Source organism: Pseudomonas sp. KBW05 (assembly GCF_003852405.1).
GTDB lineage: Bacteria > Pseudomonadota > Gammaproteobacteria > Pseudomonadales > Pseudomonadaceae > Aquipseudomonas.
In genome coordinates this window covers 207,675-226,115 of sequence record NZ_QAJM01000018.1, presented here as the reverse complement: position 1 = coordinate 226,115, position 18,441 = coordinate 207,675, and the positions used below count along the sequence as shown (strand labels likewise).

General features: G+C 59.3%; 15 protein-coding genes, 1 pseudogene and 1 riboswitch. Of the genes and pseudogenes, 8 read left to right on the top strand and 8 right to left on the bottom strand.

Annotation, left to right across the window (positions count from 1 at the left end):
* Window positions 1-6 precede the first annotated feature (6 nt).
* Window positions 7-357, top strand: coding sequence for a RidA family protein (locus DBR46_RS18230; RefSeq protein ID WP_124527291.1), 351 nt, complete (start codon window positions 7-9; stop codon window positions 355-357).
* Between the two features lie 24 nt (window positions 358-381).
* Complete coding sequence (locus tag DBR46_RS18225; RefSeq protein ID WP_124527290.1) at window positions 382-1,284, top strand: transporter substrate-binding domain-containing protein; 903 nt, start codon at window positions 382-384, stop codon at window positions 1,282-1,284.
* Window positions 1,285-1,427: 143 nt separating this feature from the next.
* Here DBR46_RS18225 and DBR46_RS18220 read toward each other — a convergent pair whose 3' ends face one another.
* The gene (locus DBR46_RS18220) at window positions 1,428-2,147 is read right to left on the bottom strand and encodes a 16S rRNA (uracil(1498)-N(3))-methyltransferase (RefSeq protein WP_124527289.1); all 720 of its coding nucleotides are present in this window, start codon (window positions 2,145-2,147) and stop codon (window positions 1,428-1,430) included.
* A 150-nt stretch (window positions 2,148-2,297) separates the two neighbouring features.
* Window positions 2,298-3,704, bottom strand: coding sequence for an adenosylmethionine--8-amino-7-oxononanoate transaminase (locus DBR46_RS18215; protein WP_124527288.1), 1,407 nt, complete (start codon window positions 3,702-3,704; stop codon window positions 2,298-2,300).
* Window positions 3,705-3,954: 250 nt separating this feature from the next.
* Between DBR46_RS18215 and DBR46_RS18210 the strand changes: the two genes are divergently transcribed.
* Both DBR46_RS18210 and DBR46_RS18205 read left to right on the top strand, forming a co-directional pair.
* Window positions 3,955-4,506 (top strand): cytochrome b, encoded by a 552-nt coding sequence (locus DBR46_RS18210; RefSeq protein ID WP_124527287.1) that lies wholly within the window; start codon window positions 3,955-3,957, stop codon window positions 4,504-4,506.
* Window positions 4,507-4,538: 32 nt separating this feature from the next.
* Window positions 4,539-5,117, top strand: coding sequence for a YceI family protein (locus DBR46_RS18205; RefSeq protein WP_124527286.1), 579 nt, complete (start codon window positions 4,539-4,541; stop codon window positions 5,115-5,117).
* 254 nt (window positions 5,118-5,371) lie between these two features.
* On the opposite strand, the gene DBR46_RS18200 is transcribed toward DBR46_RS18205, so the two are convergent.
* From DBR46_RS18200 to ahcY, 5 genes are all read right to left on the bottom strand, one after another.
* Window positions 5,372-7,261: a DEAD/DEAH box helicase gene (locus DBR46_RS18200; protein WP_017735707.1), complete on the bottom strand. Its 1,890-nt coding sequence runs from the start codon at window positions 7,259-7,261 to the stop codon at window positions 5,372-5,374.
* Window positions 7,262-7,483: 222 nt separating this feature from the next.
* Window positions 7,484-8,275, bottom strand: coding sequence for an ABC transporter substrate-binding protein (locus tag DBR46_RS18195; protein ID WP_124527285.1), 792 nt, complete (start codon window positions 8,273-8,275; stop codon window positions 7,484-7,486).
* 63 nt (window positions 8,276-8,338) lie between these two features.
* Window positions 8,339-9,421, bottom strand: coding sequence for a hypothetical protein (locus tag DBR46_RS18190; protein WP_124527284.1), 1,083 nt, complete (start codon window positions 9,419-9,421; stop codon window positions 8,339-8,341).
* Between the two features lie 83 nt (window positions 9,422-9,504).
* Window positions 9,505-10,350, bottom strand: a complete 846-nt coding sequence (gene metF, locus DBR46_RS18185) for a methylenetetrahydrofolate reductase [NAD(P)H] (RefSeq protein ID WP_124527283.1) — start codon at window positions 10,348-10,350, stop codon at window positions 9,505-9,507.
* A gap of 195 nt (window positions 10,351-10,545) precedes the next feature.
* On the bottom strand, window positions 10,546-11,955 hold the full coding sequence (gene ahcY, locus DBR46_RS18180) for an adenosylhomocysteinase (protein ID WP_017735703.1): 1,410 nt from the start codon (window positions 11,953-11,955) through the stop codon (window positions 10,546-10,548).
* Between the two features lie 21 nt (window positions 11,956-11,976).
* A riboswitch (S-adenosyl-L-homocysteine riboswitch) is annotated at window positions 11,977-12,083 on the bottom strand.
* 198 nt (window positions 12,084-12,281) lie between these two features.
* Between ahcY and DBR46_RS18175 the strand changes: the two genes are divergently transcribed.
* The 3 genes from DBR46_RS18175 (at window position 12,282) to DBR46_RS18165 (ending at window position 15,650) form a co-directional block, all read left to right on the top strand.
* The gene (locus DBR46_RS18175) at window positions 12,282-12,674 is read left to right on the top strand and encodes an acyl-CoA thioesterase (protein ID WP_016977737.1); all 393 of its coding nucleotides are present in this window, start codon (window positions 12,282-12,284) and stop codon (window positions 12,672-12,674) included.
* A gap of 100 nt (window positions 12,675-12,774) precedes the next feature.
* Window positions 12,775-14,691 carry a patatin-like phospholipase family protein gene (locus tag DBR46_RS18170; protein WP_124527282.1) on the top strand — a complete coding sequence of 639 codons (1,917 nt, stop codon included), beginning with the start codon at window positions 12,775-12,777 and terminating at the stop codon, window positions 14,689-14,691.
* A 71-nt stretch (window positions 14,692-14,762) separates the two neighbouring features.
* On the top strand, window positions 14,763-15,650 hold the full coding sequence (locus DBR46_RS18165; protein WP_124527281.1) for a formate/nitrite transporter family protein: 888 nt from the start codon (window positions 14,763-14,765) through the stop codon (window positions 15,648-15,650).
* Here the strand turns inward: DBR46_RS18165 and DBR46_RS18160 are convergent.
* Window positions 15,644-16,051: pseudogene (locus DBR46_RS18160) on the bottom strand (cation:proton antiporter); the annotation flags it as partial. The gene DBR46_RS18165 and the pseudogene DBR46_RS18160 overlap by 7 nt on opposite strands.
* 78 nt (window positions 16,052-16,129) lie before the next feature.
* On the opposite strand from DBR46_RS18160, the gene DBR46_RS18155 reads away from it, so the two are divergent.
* Entirely contained in the window at window positions 16,130-18,418 is a 2,289-nt protein-coding gene (locus DBR46_RS18155; RefSeq protein WP_124527280.1) for a hypothetical protein, read from the top strand.
* The last annotated feature ends 23 nt before the right edge of the window (window positions 18,419-18,441 follow it).

Here is an 18,441-nt window from a genome sequence, read left to right as displayed (position 1 = left end):
GCAGCCATGACCATCAACCGAATCAGCAGCAACGACCGACTGTCCGGCGCCGTCACGTTCAAGGACCTGGTGTTCCTCTCGGGCCAGGTACCGGGCGACGGCCTGGACGTGGCCACGCAAACCCGCGAAGTGTTGGCCAAGATCGACGCGCTGTTGGCCCAGGCCGGCAGCGACAAGGACCATCTGCTGAATGCGACGATTTACTTGAAAGACATCGGCAGTGGTTTTGCGCCGATGAACGAGGTGTGGAGTGCCTGGCTGTCGCCGGGCATGGCGCCGACGCGCACCACCCTGCAAGCCGAACTGGCGCGCCCGAGTGTGCTGGTGGAAATCAGCGTGATCGCTGTACGTAACTAATTCAAAGACCAACGGAGAATAACAATGAAAAAGATCCTGTTGACCGGCTGCACCCTGGGGCTGTTGTTGGGCGCACAGGCCCAGGCGACCCCGGCACCGCTGGACGGCGCGCTGGCCAAGATCGCCAGCGCCAAGTCCATCACCTTGGGTTATCGCGATGCGTCGGTGCCGTTTTCCTACGTGGGTGATCACAGCGGTAAGCCCATGGGGTATTCAGTGGAGCTGGCGAACAAGATTGTCGAGCGTATCCAGCAGAAAACCGGGGTGGCCAACCTCAATGTGAAGTACAACCTGGTGACCTCGCAAACCCGTATCCCGCTGGTGCAAAACGGCACGGTGGACCTGGAGTGTGGCTCCACCGGGGTGACTGCCGAGCGGCAGAAGCAGGTGGCGTTTTCCTACGGGTTTATCTATGTGAAGGGCCAGTTGCTGACCGGCAAGGACAGCGGCATCAAAGGCTTTGCCGACCTGGCGGGCAAGAACGTGGTCACCACGGCCGGTACCACCAACGAGCGGTTTCTCAAGAGCTATAACGCCGAGCACAAAGCCAATATGTTCGTGATCAGCGCCAAGGACCATGGCGAAGCGTTCAAGATGCTGGAGACAGGCCGCGCGGCGGCGTTCTACATGGATGACGCGTTGCTCTATGGCGAGCGCGCCAAGGCCAAGGACCCGCACAACTGGGTGGTGGTGGGCGAGGAGCAATCCCGGGAAATCTACAGCTGCATGGTGCGCAAGGATGACCCGCAGTTTCTCGCGGTGGTCAACGAGACCCTGGGTGATCTGTACCGTAGCGGTGAGATCAATGGGATTTACCAGCGTTGGTTTGAACAGCCGATTCCGCCGAAGGGCTTGAACCTGGAATTCCCGATGACCAGTGAGTTGAAGGCGATTATTGCCAAGCCGGTCAGTGATCCAGTGGAGTGATGGGGTGACTTGGTAACCCAATCCAAATGTGGGAGCTGGCTTGCCTGCGATAGCGGTGGTTCAGTCAGCACATCTTTTACTGACACACCGCTATCGCAGGCAAGCCAGCTCCCACAGTTTTAATTGGGTTTGCACAGGGGGCGTTAGAAGTCGCCCCAAAGTTGTTGGGCCACACTGAGAGCCACCACCGGCGCCGTCTCGGTACGCAACACCCGCGGCCCAAGGCGCGCGGCGTGGTAGCCGGCAGCCTGTGCGACCTCCACTTCATTGTCCGTCAACCCACCCTCAGGCCCGATCAAAAACGCCAGGCTCGACGGCTTGGCGTGGCTGACCATCGGCTCGGCCACCGGGTGCAGCACCAGCTTCAAATCCGCTTCGGTCTGCTTCAACCAATCCGCCAGCAGCAGCGGCGGGTGAATCACCGGTACCGTCGAACGCCCGCATTGCTCGCAGGCACTGATCGCCACCTGGCGCCAGTGCAGCAGGCGCTTGTCGGCGCGTTCGTCCTTGAGGCGTACTTCACAGCGCTCGCTGAAGATCGGCGTGATCGCGTTGACGCCCAGTTCGGTGGCTTTTTGAATCGCCCAGTCCATCCGCTCGCCACGGGACAGGCCCTGGCCGAGGTGGATGTGCAGCGGTGATTCGGTCTGGCCGTTGAAGCGCTCGGTGAGTTGCACGGTGACGCGCTTTTTGCCGACTTCCAGCAGGCTGCCGAGGAACTCCTGGCCGGAACCGTCGAACAGTTGCACGGCGTCGCCTTCGACCATGCGCAGTACGCGGCTGATGTAGTGCGCCTGGGCTTCGGGCAACTCAACGTCACCGAGGCTCAGAGGGGTGTCGGTGAAAAAACGGGACAGTCTCATTTCTGTTCTCTGCAAAATTCTGTGTAGGAGCGAGGTCACTGTGGCGAGGGAGCTTGCTCCCGCTGGGCTGCGTAGCGGCCCCAAGATTTTGGGAGCGCTTCGCACTCCAGCGGGACGGTGCGACGATTCGACAAGCTCCCTCGCCACACATCAACCGGGGTCGCGGAAGCCTGGGTGGAAATCTTCTGGCACCGCAACACTGACGCTGCTGTTGGTGGCGATATCGATCCCTTCACTGGCCACCTCGGCCAGGAAGTCGATCTGCTCCGGCGTAATCACATACGGCGGCAGGAAGTACACCACGCTGCCCAACGGCCGCAACAGTGCGCCGCGTTCCAGGGCGTGTTCGAACACCTTCAAGCCACGGCGTTCCTGCCACGGGTAGGCGGTCTTGGTGGCTTTGTCCTGGACCATTTCGATCGCCAGCACCATGCCGGTCTGGCGCACTTCCGAGACGTGCGGGTGGTCCACCAGGTGCGCGGTGGCGCTGGCCATGCGCTGGGCCAGGGCCTTGTTGTTTTCGATGACGTTGTCTTCTTCGAAGATATCCAGCGTCGCCAACGCCGCCGCGCACGCCAGAGGGTTGCCGGTGTAGCTGTGGGAATGCAGGAAGGCGCGCAGCGTCGGGTAGTCGTCGTAGAAGGCGTCGTACACGTCGTCGGTGGTGACCACGGCCGCCAGCGGCAGGTAGCCGCCGGTGAGGGCCTTGGACAGGCACAGGAAGTCTGGGCGGATGCCGGCCTGTTCACAGGCGAACATGCTGCCGGTGCGGCCGAAGCCCACGGCGATTTCGTCGTGGATCAGGTGCACGCCGTAGCGGTCGCAGGCTTCGCGCAGCAGCTTGAGGTACACCGGGTGGTACATGCGCATGCCGCCGGCGCCCTGGATCAGCGGTTCGATGATCACGGCGGCGACGGTGGCGTGGTGCTCGGCCAGGGTCTGTTCCATTACCTGGGCCATCGTGCGCGAGTGGTCCTCCCAGCTCACGCCCTCGGGGCGCAGGTAGCAATCCGGGCTGGGCACCTTGATGGTGTCGAGCAGCAGCGCCTTGTAGGTCTCGGTAAACAGCGGCACGTCGCCCACCGACATCGCGGCGATGGTTTCGCCGTGGTAGCTGTTGGTCAGGGTGACAAAGCGCTTTTTGTTCGGCTGGCCACGGTTGAGCCAGTAGTGAAAGCTCATTTTCAGCGCGACTTCGATGCACGATGAACCGTTATCGGCGTAGAAGCACCGGGTCAGGCCTTCGGGTGTCATCTTGACCAGGCGCTCGGACAGCTCGATCACCGGCTGGTGGCTGAAACCGGCAAGGATCACATGCTCAAGCTGATCGACCTGATCCTTGATGCGCTGGTTGATGCGCGGGTTGGCGTGGCCGAATACGTTGACCCACCAGGAACTGACGGCGTCGAGGTAGCGCTTGCCTTCGAAGTCTTCCAGCCACACGCCTTCGCCCCGTTTGATCGGGATCAGCGGCAGTTGCTGGTGGTCTTTCATCTGGGTGCAGGGATGCCACAGCACCGCGAGGTCGCGTTGCATCCACTGGTTATTCAAGCCCATCGTTCGTCTCCTCGAAGCCACAATCGCGCAAGCCTATGCAATGGGCGGCTGTGTCACAACCCATTACGGATGAATTGGCAGTAAACGCAGGACGGTCTGTCACGTTTCTTCGGGATAGTCCTTAATCCGAGGTTAATTTAGGCTTCATACCCTCAAGATCGCATTTCTCGATATTTCAAAGCGAAATTTTCCGCTTTAATTCGATAGGTAACGCGCTAGTCTTGGGCGCAGCTCTTACGGGATTAAGTACATGCAGTTACGCAATTCACCGGCCCGCTACGGCTGGGTCAGCATGGTTTTGCACTGGGGCGTGGCCCTGGTGGTGTTTGGCTTGTTTGCGCTGGGTTTGTGGATGGTCGGCCTCGACTACTACAGCGCCTGGCGCAAAGACGCACCGGATCTGCACAAGAGCATTGGCATCACGCTGTTCGCCATCATGCTGGTGCGCATCGTCTGGCGCCTGGTCAGCCCGCCACCGCCACCGTTGGCCAGCTACAGCCGCATGACCCGCCTCGGTGCCGCGTTTGGCCACGCGTTCCTTTATTTCGGGCTGTTTGCCGTGATGATTGCCGGTTACCTGATTTCCACCGCAGACGGTGTCGGTATCCCGGTGTTTGGCCTGTTTGAGATTCCTGCAGTGGTTTCCGGGCTACCGGACCAGGCAGACACCGCTGGCGTGGTGCATCTGTACCTCGCCTGGGTATTGGTGGTCTTCGCCGGCTTGCACGGTGTGGCCGCACTGAAACACCACTTCATTGATCGTGATGTGACCCTGACGCGAATGCTGGGGCGCAAAGCCTGATGTTCAACCTCGACTCACAAGGAATAGAAAGCATGTTGAAAAAGACTCTCGCCGCTCTGGCACTTGGTTCTGCGCTGTTGTCCGCAGGTTCGGCGATGGCTGCTGACTACAAGATCGACAAGGAAGGTCAACACGCCTTCATCGATTGGAAAATCAGCCACCTGGGCTACAGCTTCATTCACGGTACCTTCAAGGATTGGGATGGCACGTTCAGCTGGGATGCCGCCAAGCCTGAAGCCAGCAAAATCGCCGTCGATGTGAAAACCGCCAGCCTGTGGTCCAACCACGCTGAGCGTGACAAGCACATCGCCAGCAAAGACTTCCTGGACGTTGCGAAGTTCGCTGATGCCAAGTTTGTGTCTACCGCGGTTAAACCGACCGGTAAAGACACTGCTGACGTGACCGGCGACCTGACCTTCCACGGCGTGACCAAGCCTGTGACCTTCAAGGCCACGTTCAACGGCGAAGGCAAGGACCCGTGGGGCGGCGAACGTGCTGGCTTCAACGCGAAAACCACGGTCAACCTGAACGACTTCGGCATCAAGGGCCCAGGTCCTTCTTCGCAGACCGTTGACCTGGACATCTCGCTGGAAGGCGTGAAGCAGAAGTAATTTCTGCCCACACAAAAAAACCGGATCGCAAGATCCGGTTTTTTTATGCCTGCCAGTTCAACACATCCATTGGTTTGAAATGGGATCCCCTGTGGGAGCGGGCTTGCTCGCGAATGCGTTGCATCAGTCGGCACGTGTATTGGCTGGTCCACCGCTTTCGCGAGCAAGCCCGCTCCCACATTGGATCTATATCTGGCCCATAAAAAATGCCCCGCTTCGAAAGAAGCGAGGCATTTTTTATGAGGCGTTGAAACTCAGCGGTTGCGAGTCAGCAGCGCTGGTTTTTCACCACGAGGGCGGCCTGGCAGTTGATCCAACTGCTCAGGTGTCGGGAAGCGATCAGCCTTCGACTCCTTGTGGATGATCTTTGGCGCCGGGCCACCGCGTGGGTTCTGCACCGCTGGCTCGGACGAACGAGGCTGATCGTCACGGGCCGGGCGGCGGTTGTTGCTGCGCGAATCTTCGCGACGGGCCTGGCCATCACGTGGCGCACCGCTGCGTGGGCCGCTGCGCTTGGCCGGTGGCGTACCGGTGGTGCCGCCGCTGCTGTTGCGCGGTGCGTTCTGACGACCGCCTTGCGGCTGGCCGCTGCGTGGCGCACCAGCGCCTGCGCCCTGTGCCGGGGCACCTGGACGACGGCCACGGCCTTGGGCCGGTTTGGCTTGGGGCACGTAGTCAACGCGGTTGCCGAAGTTGTCCACGTCATCGTCGAGGAACTCGTCCGGGGCACGGTCAGCGGCGGCGCGGGGTGGCTGTTGGCTCGGCTGACGCTGTTCGCGGGCCGGGGTGCCTTCACGTGGCTTCTGCTCGCGGGCTGGGCGTTCGCCACGGCCGTTGGTCGGCGCTTTGTCTTTGCCGCCCTTGTCCTTGCCCTTGTCGCGACGGCCACCGCCACCACCGCCGCCGTTCGGGCCATCGCCCTTCGGACCGCGTGGGTTGCGTGGGTTACGCACGTCTGGACGTTCGCGCACTTCTGGCTTTTCAGCCTCTACGGCGCTGGCATCGAAGCCCATCAGGTCGCCGTCGGCGATTTTCTGCTTGGTCATGCGCTCGATGCTTTTCAGCAGTTTTTCTTCGTCCGGCGCAACCAGGGAGATGGCCTCGCCCGAACGACCGGCACGGCCGGTACGGCCGATACGGTGCACGTAGTCTTCATCGACGTTTGGCAGCTCGAAGTTGACCACGTGTGGCAGTTGGTCGATATCCAGGCCGCGGGCGGCGATATCGGTGGCGACCAGGATGCGCACGCTGCCGGCCTTGAAGTCGGCCAGGGCTTTGGTGCGCGCGTTCTGGCTCTTGTTGCCGTGGATGGCGACGGCGGTGAGGCCGTGCTTGTCCAGGTACTCGGCCAGGCGGTTGGCGCCGTGCTTGGTACGGGTGAACACCAGCACCTGTTCCCACGCGCCGGCGGTGATCAGGTGGGCCAGCAGCGCACGCTTGTGGCTGGCAGGCAGGCGGAACACGCGTTGCTCGATACGCTCGACCGTGGTGTTCGGCGGCGTGACTTCGATGCGTTCCGGGTTGTGCAGCAGCTTGCCGGCCAGGGCGGTGATGTCGTTGGAGAACGTTGCCGAGAACAGCAGGTTCTGACGTTTGGCCGGCAGGCGGGCGAGGACCTTTTTCACGTCATGGACAAAGCCCATGTCGAGCATGCGGTCAGCTTCGTCCAGCACGAGGATTTCCACGTGGGACAGATCGACGCTGCCTTGGCCGCACAGGTCGAGCAAACGACCCGGGCAGGCAACCAGTACGTCCACACCACGGGACATGGCCTGAACCTGTGGGTTCATGCCAACGCCGCCGAAGATGCAGGCACTGACGAACTTCAAGTCGCGGGCATACAGCTTGAAGCTGTCGTGCACCTGGGCGGCGAGTTCGCGGGTTGGGGTCAGGACCAGTACGCGCGGTTGGCGCGGGCCGTGACGCTGGGATTTGTCCGGGTGACCGTTGGGAAACAACCGCTCCAGAATCGGGAGGGCGAAGCCGCCGGTTTTACCAGTACCTGTCTGAGCCGCAACCATCAGGTCGCGACCTTGCAACACGGCGGGAATGGCCCGCTGTTGCACCGGAGTAGGCTCGGTATAGCCCGCTGCCTCGATGGCGCGGACTAAAGCCTCGGAGAGACCGAGGGAAGCAAAGGACATGAGTAATCCTGTTTTAGTTAGGGCTTGGCCCAAAGGGATAATCTTGCCGGGCGTGAATGACGCTTAGGGGAGCGTTATCCCGTCCGGTCCTGCTGCGTCTGGCGGGCACTCCACCGGCTCGCGCGGGGCTGAAAGCTGCGCAGTAGCGGGGTTGGGTGCCTTTTTCAAGACCTCAGCGGCCGGGCGTAAGCCTGGCGGAAAGGCCGGAGTATAACAGAGCAATCACGGCGCGCTGCTTTCCTGCTGCTCAACGGCGTGTTCAGAGGCCGTAATGGCTTGGAATCCGCCATATTTGGCGCTCAAGGCGATGTACGCGGGCTCCTGCTTGAAGCGCTTGAGTTCGGCGGCAAAGCGCTGCACCAGCAGGTCCATGCCGGCGCCACGGCGCACCGCGAGGAATTGCTGCTGGCGGCTGACCACCATCGGCGCCTGGCTGACTTTGCCCTCCAGGCCCAACGCCTTGATCACATGCTGGCCGACGCGGCGGTCGGTAATCACCAGATCGATGCGCCCCAGCAGCAATTTGCCGAAGTTGGCTTCGTGGCTGGGGGCCGGTTCGCGGTTGAACAACCCGGACTCGCTGAATGCACCGCCATACAGGTAGCCCGGCGAGGTGCCGACGGTCAGGCCGCGCAGGTCGTCGAGGCTGTTGGCGGGGTGAGGGTGTTCGTTGGCATAAAACAGCACGAACTCGACTTCCGACAGCGGTTCACTGGGGTAGAGCAACTGCGTGTCGCGTTCGTGGCTGTGGAAAATATCCAGCGCGCCGTCGGCGTGGCCTTGATCGAGCATCGCCAGGCAGCGTTTCCAGGGCAGGAACTGCCAGTCGACATCGACCCCCAGGCGTTGGAAGACGATCACCGTGGTTTCGTAGTCCAGCCCGCGCATGCTGCCCTGGTCGTCGTAGACATAGGGCGCCCAGGGCTCGGTGACAATGCGCAGTTTCTCGCCATAAGCCGCCAGGCTCAGGCAAGTGAAAAGGGCAGCGGTCGCAAGCTTCAGGATCACGGGCATGCCCTGAGGTTACGACGCTGGGGCCCTAAAGAAAAGCTCTGGCACAAGCATCTGCGGCCCGCGCTATTTTGTCGGCGAGGTCATCAGGTGCTCATAGATCGCCGCGCGGCGCTCGCCCAGAATCAGGCGCACCAAGGGGTTGGCGAACCAGTGCTCCAGTTGGTGAGCGTCCACCGGGCATTTCTGCCGCTCAGCCTGGTTTTGCTTGGCCTTGTCCCACCAAACCGGGCCGCACGCCTGGTCGAACTCGTTTTCGTGCTCGTAGCAGCCGTAGAGGATTTCACGGATGAACTGCTGCTTGCGCTTGGGCAGGGCCAGGGTGATCAGCTTGTACATCAGGCGTTGCAGGCGCGGCGGGCGCGGCAGGTGGGCAGAGACCTTGCGCGTGTCGGCCAGGGCGTGGGCGCTGGTCGGGGCGGCGGCGTGCTTGGCGATCCACGCCTTGACCTTGGCGCGGAACAGCTGCTTGCGGCTCCAGTAGTGGTGGATCAGGTCGGGGCACTGGCGCACGTTGACCGTGCGATAGGCCACCACCGACAGGCAGAACTCTTCCAGGGTATAGGCGCCGTTGGCCTGGGGGAACAGCTCGTCCATCAAGGCAATGGAGCGGTCCAGCAAATGCGCGTCCTGCTGCGCCAGGCCCATTACGCCGGAGTTGAGCAGCGGCATGTCGTCGTCGGCCAGGCCCTTGTCGGCCAGGATTTTGGCCAGGGCGCTGTACAGCACGCTTTCGCGGTTATCGCCGTACTTGGCGTGGAATGCGTTGCACAGCACGGTGCCGGGCGCGACGCGTTCGAACAGAGCCATGGGCGAGTCGTGGAAAAACGTGTCGGTGTCGATCAGCAGCGCGCGTTCCGCGGTCTCGAGGACCTGGCGCAACAGCACGTGCTTGGTGCGGAAGTGGTAGCCGTGTGGCTCGCTCCAGCGTTGGCGGGTGGCGTCGTCCAGGGTGTGGACGTGCACCGGCAGGTCGCGATAGGGCTCGGGGTTGTCGCTGAATACCTGGATGTCCAGGGGCAAATCATGGGTGCCGCCCAGGTGGGACAGGGCACTGGCGATGCTGAATACCGCTTCCTGATGATAGGTCTCGGCGCCGAATACCAGGTAAACCAGCTGCGGGCGGGGAGTCGGGGATGCTGTATTCATGTACTGCTGGCTTCCATTCCGGGAGTATTAAACGACAAAGGCCCTCGCGGTAACGAGGGCCCTGGTGCAATTGCGAACAGACCTTAGCGGGGCAGCTTGAGGTTGTTCCAGATTGCCAGGCTAGGATCGGCCTGGTTGAGGGTATAGAAGTGCAGGCCGGGTGCGCCACCTTGCAACAAACGCTCACACATTTCGCTGATGACCTGCTCGCCGAACGCCTGGATGCTCTTGACGTCGTCGCCGTAGGCTTCCAGTTGCTTGCGTACCCAGCGTGGGATCTCGGCGCCGCACGCATCGGAGAAGCGCGCGAGCTTGCTGTAGTTGGTGATCGGCATGATGCCCGGCACGATCGGGATGTTCACACCCATGGCCCGTACACGCTCGACGAAGTAGAAGTAGCTGTCGGCGTTGAAGAAGTACTGGGTGATCGCGCTGTCGGCGCCGGCGTTGGCCTTGCGCACGAAGTTCTGCAAATCGTCTTCGAAATTGCGTGCCTGGGGGTGCATCTCCGGGTAAGCCGCCACTTCGATATGGAAGTGGTCGCCGCTTTCTTCGCGGATGAAGCTCACCAGGTCATTGGCGTAGCGCAGCTCGCCGCTGGCGATGCCCATGCCGGACGGCAGGTCGCCGCGCAGGGCGACAATGCGCTTGATGCCGGCTTGCTTGTATTGGGTCAGCAGGCCGCGCAGGTCGGCCTTGCTGTCGCCCACGCACGACAAGTGCGGAGCGGCGGGAACTTTGACTTCGCTTTCCAGCTGCAACACGGTGTTGATCGTGCGGTCACGGGTCGAGCCGCCGGCGCCGTAGGTGCAGGAGAAGAAGTCGGGGTTGTAGCTGGCCAACTGCTTGGCAGTCGCCATCAGTTTTTCATGCCCAGCATCGGTCTTGGTCGGGAAGAACTCGAAGCTGTAGCGACGGTCTTGGGACATGGTAATAACCCTATGAAACTCAGATACCGGAAGTCATGCACCGATTGAATGTGGGAGCGGGCTTGCTCGCGAAAGCGGTGTGTCAGTCACCGGATGCATCAACTGACACACCGCATTCGCGAGCAAGTCGAATCGTCGCACCGCCGCTCCCACATAAAGCCCGCTCCCCTTGAAAGGGAGCGGGCCGCAGGCAAATCAGTAGCGGTAAGCGTGCGGCTTGAACGGACCTTCAACGGTCACGCCGATGTAGTCGGCCTGGGTCTTGGTCAGTTGAGTCACCACGCCGCCGAAGCCGCGGACCATTTCCAGGGCCACTTCTTCGTCGAGTTTCTTCGGCAGTACTTCCACGGTCAGGCGCTCGGCTTTCTGGGCTGGCGACAGGTCGGCGTACTTCTGGCCGAACAGGAAGATCTGCGCCAGTACCTGGTTGGCGAACGAGCCGTCCATGATGCGGCTTGGGTGGCCAGTGGCGTTGCCCAGGTTAACCAGGCGGCCTTCGGCCAGCAGGATCAGGTAGTCGTCGTTCTGTGGGTCGAAATCGCCGGCGCCGGTACGGTGAACCTTGTGCACCTGTGGCTTCACTTCTTCCCATGCCCAGTTCTTGCGCATGAAAGCGGTGTCGATCTCGTTGTCGAAGTGGCCGATGTTGCAGACAACAGCACGCTTCTTCAGGGCTTTGAGCATGTTCGCGTCGCAAACATTGACGTTGCCGGTGGTGGTCACGATCAGGTCGATCTTGCCCAGCAGGGCCTTGTCGATGCTCGCTTCGGTGCCGTCGTTCTGGCCGTCGATGAACGGCGAAACCACTTCGAAACCGTCCATGCAGGCTTGCATGGCGCAGATCGGGTCAACTTCGGAGACTTTAACGATCATGCCTTCCTGACGCAGGGACTGGGACGAACCCTTGCCCACGTCACCGTAGCCGATCACCAGAGCTTGCTTGCCCGACAGCAGGTGGTCGGTGCCGCGCTTGATGGCGTCGTTCAGGCTGTGACGGCAGCCGTACTTGTTGTCGTTCTTGCTCTTGGTCACCGAGTCGTTGACGTTGATAGCCGGGATTTTCAGCTCGCCCTTGGCCAGCATGTCCAGCAGGCGGTGTACGCCGGTGGTGGTTTCTTCGGTCACGCCGTGGACGCGGTCGAGGATGGCCGGGTATTTCTTGTGCAGCAGCTCGGTCAGGTCGCCGCCGTCGTCGAGGATCATGTTGGCATCCCAAGGCGCGCCATCTTTCAGGATGGTTTGCTCCAGGCACCACTCGTACTCTTCTTCGGTCTCGCCTTTCCAGGCGTAAACCGCGATACCGGCAGCAGCGATGGCAGCAGCGGCCTGGTCTTGGGTCGAGAAGATGTTGCAGGACGACCAACGCACTTCGGCACCCAGGGCAACCAGGGTTTCGATCAGCACGGCAGTCTGGATGGTCATGTGGATGCAGCCGAGGATCTTCGCGCCCTTGAGCGGTTGCTCGCCGGCGTATTTGCGGCGCAGACCCATCAGGGCTGGCATTTCGGATTCGGCGATAAAGGTTTCGCGACGGCCCCAGGCAGCGAGGGACATGTCGGCGACTTTGTAGTCGGTGAAATCTGCAGGCGTGTTGACAGCGCTCATAGAGAGCCTCCATTCGTAGTGTGCGAATGGGCGCCGTTGTGCGTTTAGTATCTGGCCAGGTGATAACGGCCGGACAACGCCCCATCCGAGCCTGACAGGTTGAACCTGCTGCAGCGCCCCTCGGACAGGTGGCGGGAAAACGGTAACAATTTGATATGACCGTTTTGAAACGGCGCCGATTATAGCCGTCTGCGCCAGACTTCCCAAGCCTTTCTGTCGGACACATGAAGATCCCTCATGGCCTTGATAGGCAACGCCTCATAGAGCTCTGGCGCAGCCTCTGCCATGATGTCGCCCATCATTCGGCAAGACGCTTTGGAGTGACCATGAACTTCCACACCCGCAAATGGGTAAAACCCGAAGACCTCAACCCCAACGGCACCCTGTTCGGTGGCAGCCTGCTGCGCTGGATCGACGAAGAAGCGGCGATCTATGCGATCGTCCAACTGGGCAACCAGCGCGTGGTGACCAAGTACATCTCCGAAATCAACTTTGTCAGCGCCTCACGCCAGGGCGACATCATTGAACTGGGCATCACCGCCACCGAGTTCGGCCGCACCTCCATCACCCTGACCTGTGAAGTGCGCAACAAGATCACACGCAAAAGCATCCTCACCGTGGAAAAAATGGTCTTCGTCAACCTTGGCGAAGATGGCTTGCCGGCGCCGCACGGGCGTACCGAGATCAAGTACGTGAAGGACCAGTTCCAGGACGAGTAACCCCTGCGCGGGTCTGATTTGCTTTGCCGAATCATTCCGCGCGGATCTTTTTCGGGCGCTCTCATCACTCAGGGCTACATCCTGAAGAGAGAGCCTGCGTATGAAAGTGTCCAGTTCGCCTGTCCAGATCCAACCCCTGTCACCTCGGAAAATCGACCAGGACGTGAAGACGCCTCTGGTCGAAGGCGTAGGCCCACGCAAGTTGAGCCTTTACCGCCATAGCGATGGGCGAGTGGCGGTGGCTGTGTCACCGGCGCCGCCCAGTCACCTGGTGCTCAGCGGCGGTGGTGCCAAAGGCATTGCCTTTCCGGGGATGGTGCAAGCGCTGGAAGAGGGCAAGAAGCTGCAAGGTGTGAAGGTGATTTCCGGCTCGTCTGCCGGGGCGATTTCCGCCACCTTGCTCGCCAGTGGCATGGGCGCCAAGGCGTTCGGCGAGCTGTCGAACAGCATCGACCTGCCCAGCCTGCTCAACAGCAAAGACCCGGTAACGGCCTGGCTGCAAACGATCAGCACCCAGCTCGGCAAACTTGCCGGGCGCCTGCCTGGTGTGGCCGGCAACATTTCCCAACTGTTGCTGACCATGTTGCCGCGCCTGCAAACCGAGGCCTCGCCCCTTGAAGAGTTGATGCGCAATGAGTCGCGTAAATCGATCCTTGCCCATATCGCTGACATGCCCAGGGAAACCCGACCCGCTGAAGTCATGAAGATTGCCGACAGGCTGAGCGCCGGTGGCGCGCCGACCTTTCGTGACCTTGAGGTGTTCAGCCGCCATATTCCGGCGATCAAGCAACTCAACATCACCGGCACCGGTATGTTCGACGGCCGTCCGCAATTGGTGGTGTTCAATGCCAGCCTGATCCCGGACATGGATATTGCCCGCGCCGCACGCATTTCCGGTTCGCTGCCGGGGTTGTTCAAGAGCCCGCAAGAGCAAGGCCATGGGTTCCAGCAAGTGGCTGAGACCACGGCTTTCCAGGACGGTGGGCTACTCGCCAATACGCCCGCGCCTGGCGTGATCGGGCAGCCGCAGCCGCAAGGCCCGTTGAACCAGCCTGAGTCCTTGGTCGTCAAGTTTGAGTCCGAGGAAACCACTCCGAAAAAAAGCGGCGGATTTATCAGCAACATCGTCGATAAAGTTACCGGCACGCCACACACCGCTGCCGGGGCTTATCAAGCAGAGCGGCTCAAGGCGTATACCAACCAAACGGTGACCTTGCCGCTGAACACGGACAAAGGCGACTTTCGCGGCATGCTCAACGGCACCGTCAACTTCACCATGACGCCCGAGCAGAAAGAACACCTGCAGGCAAAGGCCCGTCAGACGGTGGCGGCGCATCTGGAAAAACGCGGGGAGGTGCGTGAGCAATATCCGTTTGCTTCTTTGGAGGACGCGGTGCTGGCGATGGACGATGAGATGCTGGCCGGTGTGCAGGATCAGTTGGCGAAAGATCCGGCGGCTGCGGGTGTGCTGCTGTTTCGCAAGACTGCGCTGCAAGCGTTGCAGGCCTTGGACAGTGCGATTGCCGAAGCGAATCAAGCCGGCGGCGCGTTGAACATCACGCCGAAGCTGGCGGCGGCATTGCGTAATCTGGATGAGCTAGCCCATCGGCCGGAGCACGTCGGGTGGCTGGGAAAGCGCTTGAGCGCGACGAGCCAGCGTAATTTCCAGCAACTGATGCAGGTGGCCGACAAACAGGCGTCGGCCACGGGTGAGCCTCTGTCGAAGGTGATGACCAGCGCTGTTGCCGAAATGAAACGACGCGATATCGCGGTGAAAGCCGACAACTTCACCCGGGAGGTCATCTACCCGTCGCTTTACCGCCCGGGCCAGCCGGCTGCGAACATCGAACTGTTGCAACGTGCAGCTCGCGACTTGGCCGATGCCACCACGCCCGCTGAGTTCAACCGCGTGCTTGACGGCATCATTGAGCACTACGGCGCGCGCGGAAAACCGTGGAGCAAACCGTTCAAGTCCACCACCATTGAGATGGCCAAGGCTTGGCGCATACCGGTTTAAATGGCGGGCCACTGAACAGCTACTGTCGCGGCGTGTCGTAGCTACAGGCACCCCTTGGACTCCGGTAGATCATGGCCACTCAAGACGACGGCAAGACCCCGAACCTGTCACAAGAAGAACAGGCCGATGTGGACAAGAACCAGCCGCCCCGCGCGGCGGTTCTGCATGAAATCATCCGTACCCAGGGTGACCAGGAGCTGGAGCGCAATGTGGCGGCGTTGTGGTGGTCGGCGCTGGCCGCCGGCTTGACCATGGGCCTGTCGCTGATGGGCATGGGCCTGCTTAATTCGCGGTTGCCGGACGGCGAAGAATTCAAAGTGATCGCCAGCTTCGGCTACTGCGCCGGCTTCCTCGCGGTGATTCTTGCACGTCAGCAGCTGTTTACCGAAAACACCCTGACCGCCGTGCTGCCGGTGATGAGCAAACCGACGTGGGCCAATGCCGGGCGGCTGTTACGGCTGTGGACGGTGGTGCTGGTGGGCAACCTGTGCGGCACCTTGCTGGTGGCCTACGTGATGCTGCACTTGCCGATCTTCGACACCAAGACCGACCTGGCTTTTCTGGAGATCGGCCGCAAGGTCATGGAAAACGACCCCGGGCAGATGTTCGCCAAGGGCATTGTTTCCGGCTGGATGATCGCGACCATGGTGTGGATGATCCCGTCGATGGAAAGCGCCAAGCTGTGGATCATCATCCTGATCACCTACCTGATGGCACTGGGCGACTTCACCCATATCGTGGTTGGTTCTGCGGAAGTGTCCTATCTGGTGTTTGCCGGCGAGCTGGCGTGGAAGGACTTCTGGCTGGTGTTCGCCGGGCCGACCTTGGCGGGCAATATCATCGGCGGCAGCTTTATCTTTGCGCTGATCAGCCATGCGCAGATCCGCAGTGAAAGCAGCCTGCCGGGCAAGCAGGCTGCGGACCCGAGGCATCCGCAGCCGACCCGTAAGGATCAGTGATGGTCCGCCGCGGCCTGGGGTTCGTCCCGAGTCACGCGCTTGACCAGCTTGCCGATGCTCAAGCCCTGCAACAGGATCGACGACAACACCACGATATAGGTGATGCTCAGCAGCAGGTCACGCTCGGGGCCCAACGGCAGTGCCAGTGCGAGCGCGACCGAAACCCCGCCGCGCAAGCCGCCCCAGGTCAGGATGCGGATCGTGCCACGCGGCACCGTGCGCCAGCGGCGTAGCAACAGGATCGCGGGTGCCACGGTCAGCAGGCGCGAGAGCAGGATGGCTATCGCGAGCAAACTGGCGGCGAACACATGCAGCCAGTTGAACGGCAACAGCAGCAACTCCATGCCGATCAAGGCGAACAGCAAGGCGTTGAGCATGTCATCGAGCAATTCCCAAATTTTGCCATTCGCATTTTTTTGTCAGTTATTTGGAGTGCCTGTAGAATAGACATTACAGCCAGCTCGCCACGGATTTTGAAAGTGACAATCGTCAAAAAAGGATCGCCCATTGAAACCTATCCCTTCCGAGCTCTGGCGCCTGATGTGGTGGAGTTGTTTCAGCGTTGCGCTGAGCGTAGGAAGGTGCCGTCGACGACGACATTGAAGCTTCTCGAATGCTTTTGTGACATCACCAACCAGCCCTTGTCTTTCTTGAAGCTTTCGTCGTCAGAGCTGACCCACATCGTTGCGGGTTTTCAAGGAGCGCTGTTCGAACAGGATTTGGTCGGCACGTCTGACGTGACGCGCGCGAAGATTTCCGTTTATCTGCAAGACATTCTGCTCGAAGCACGTAATTACGTCCCTTCCATGCCGCCGACAGAATGTGGAAGTGGACTAAGAAAAAAATATAATACGAAGTGGAAAAAAATACTCCTTGGGGTTGACCAGTGTAAAGTCAATTATTGGACTGGATGGCCTGTAGAAAACCGTAAAGGCACCAAGTTGTATTGTCACTTTGCCAATATTCATAACAGTCATGGTCATGACTTTACATCCGGCTTGTATGAGCAGCTACGACTCCATATTTCAGGGTATGGAACTACACAGATAACTATGCCGAATAAGATGGCTGGTTTTCTGAGTCAGAATAGTGATTCCTGGCCTGAATACACGTTTAACGATTCGACAATGATTTACAATTTCTTCTGGGATTTTAGGGAAAGTTTTTTCATGAGTGGCGAGGCCCTGGGGCTGGATATCGACGCACAAATGAAGACTTGGAATAAGTATATTGGGTTTGTCGAGAAGATTTTCATTCTTCCAGGCGTATGGGCCGAGCCATTGGGAGGGAAACTGCCGTTAGCACCTGCTAAGCGAATCGATGGTCAGTCGACTAATGTCAGAAAAAATGATGATGGTGCGGAGGTAAAAGTTAAGCTCGTAATGGAGGTGCCATTACATGTTACTGAGTCTGAAGCTATTGAGATATTATTCATTTCCATATCTAAGCGGCTGAAGATTATTGAAGGATGGGCCAAAGCTCAGATAGCAGATCTATATAGTAGGGTTCTTCGTCGTAAACAGCTCGCTGCGCATGGGGAGTTGGTAGATACGACTAAACGGAAGAAGGGACACCTACTAATAATCCCCAATATTTGCTGTATTTTCGAAACCTACGGCTACGGAGAGCCTTACAGCCACTACGCTTCCTTGTCAGTGGATACAAAAGATTCTCAGACTCCTGCTTCTGATTTAGCCAGCTATATGGGGATGCCTCTGACGGGGAGTCTAATGCCATTTAAGCTCCTAATTATTCTAAGGCATCCGATAATTACGTCGGAGTTTTTGGGTGATTTCGATCTTTGGAATAAGCAGGGGCAGAGATCTGGATACGTACTGGACGGGTCGGTATATAAGCTGGTGGGGTACAAGGATCGTAAGGGGGCAGGAAGGTCTGAACAAAAAATCACGCTAACCTCAGAAACTAAAGCTTTGGTCGACCAAATTATTGAGATCACTGCGCCCCTACGTGAGTATCTGAAATCACAGGGTGATCCCTCATGGAGGAAGCTATTCATTACATGCGGCAACGCATTTTCACCCCCTGTCAAAAGCACCATAACGCCGTGGTCGAGGTCGACACTTAAACCTGGTACGTATTTGAGAAATAATCTTTTAGCTCAGTTCCGCCCTCATACTGACATGCCTGAAGATGATCTCGTTAATTTTTTGGAGATGGTGAGTGCGTCTTCCGTACGCGCATCCAGAGTAACCGAGATATTCATTAAGACGCATAGCGCTGAAACTACATCTCAGGCTTTAGGCCATGATAGCTACGATCCTAACCTCATGGATCACTATCTGCCCAAGGTGATTATCGATTTCCTGCATGAAAGGCGTATGCGAGTATTTAACAAGGTCTTAATTTGTCATAGTCTTAAAGATAGCCCGTTTTTATTTCGGGCAAGCAATTTTTCAAGCGTGGATGAATTGGACACTTTCCTAGTAAATCATGCTTTTGGAGATATTCCTGCGTATCTTCAAGATCCAGAGGGTCGTCATGAAAAGCTTGAGAACGACGGGACTGTATATGCGTTAGTGTCTGCCGATATTTTGAGCGTGCTGCTCTCGATAAAATTGGCTGTTGAACAAGCGCCACCCAATCAGAAGGTTAATGCTAAGGCAGTCTACTGGGCGAGTTACGCAGGCTTTCTTGAGGGAGAGATCAGTAAGCATCGAGATGTCACTTATCGGAGCGATCTACACAAGGCGTCACTAACAGCAAGCGCAGCGTCAGTGGAGAGGTTTGTTTATGAATGCTCCATCTAAACTTGGGTTCCTCAACGAGCCTC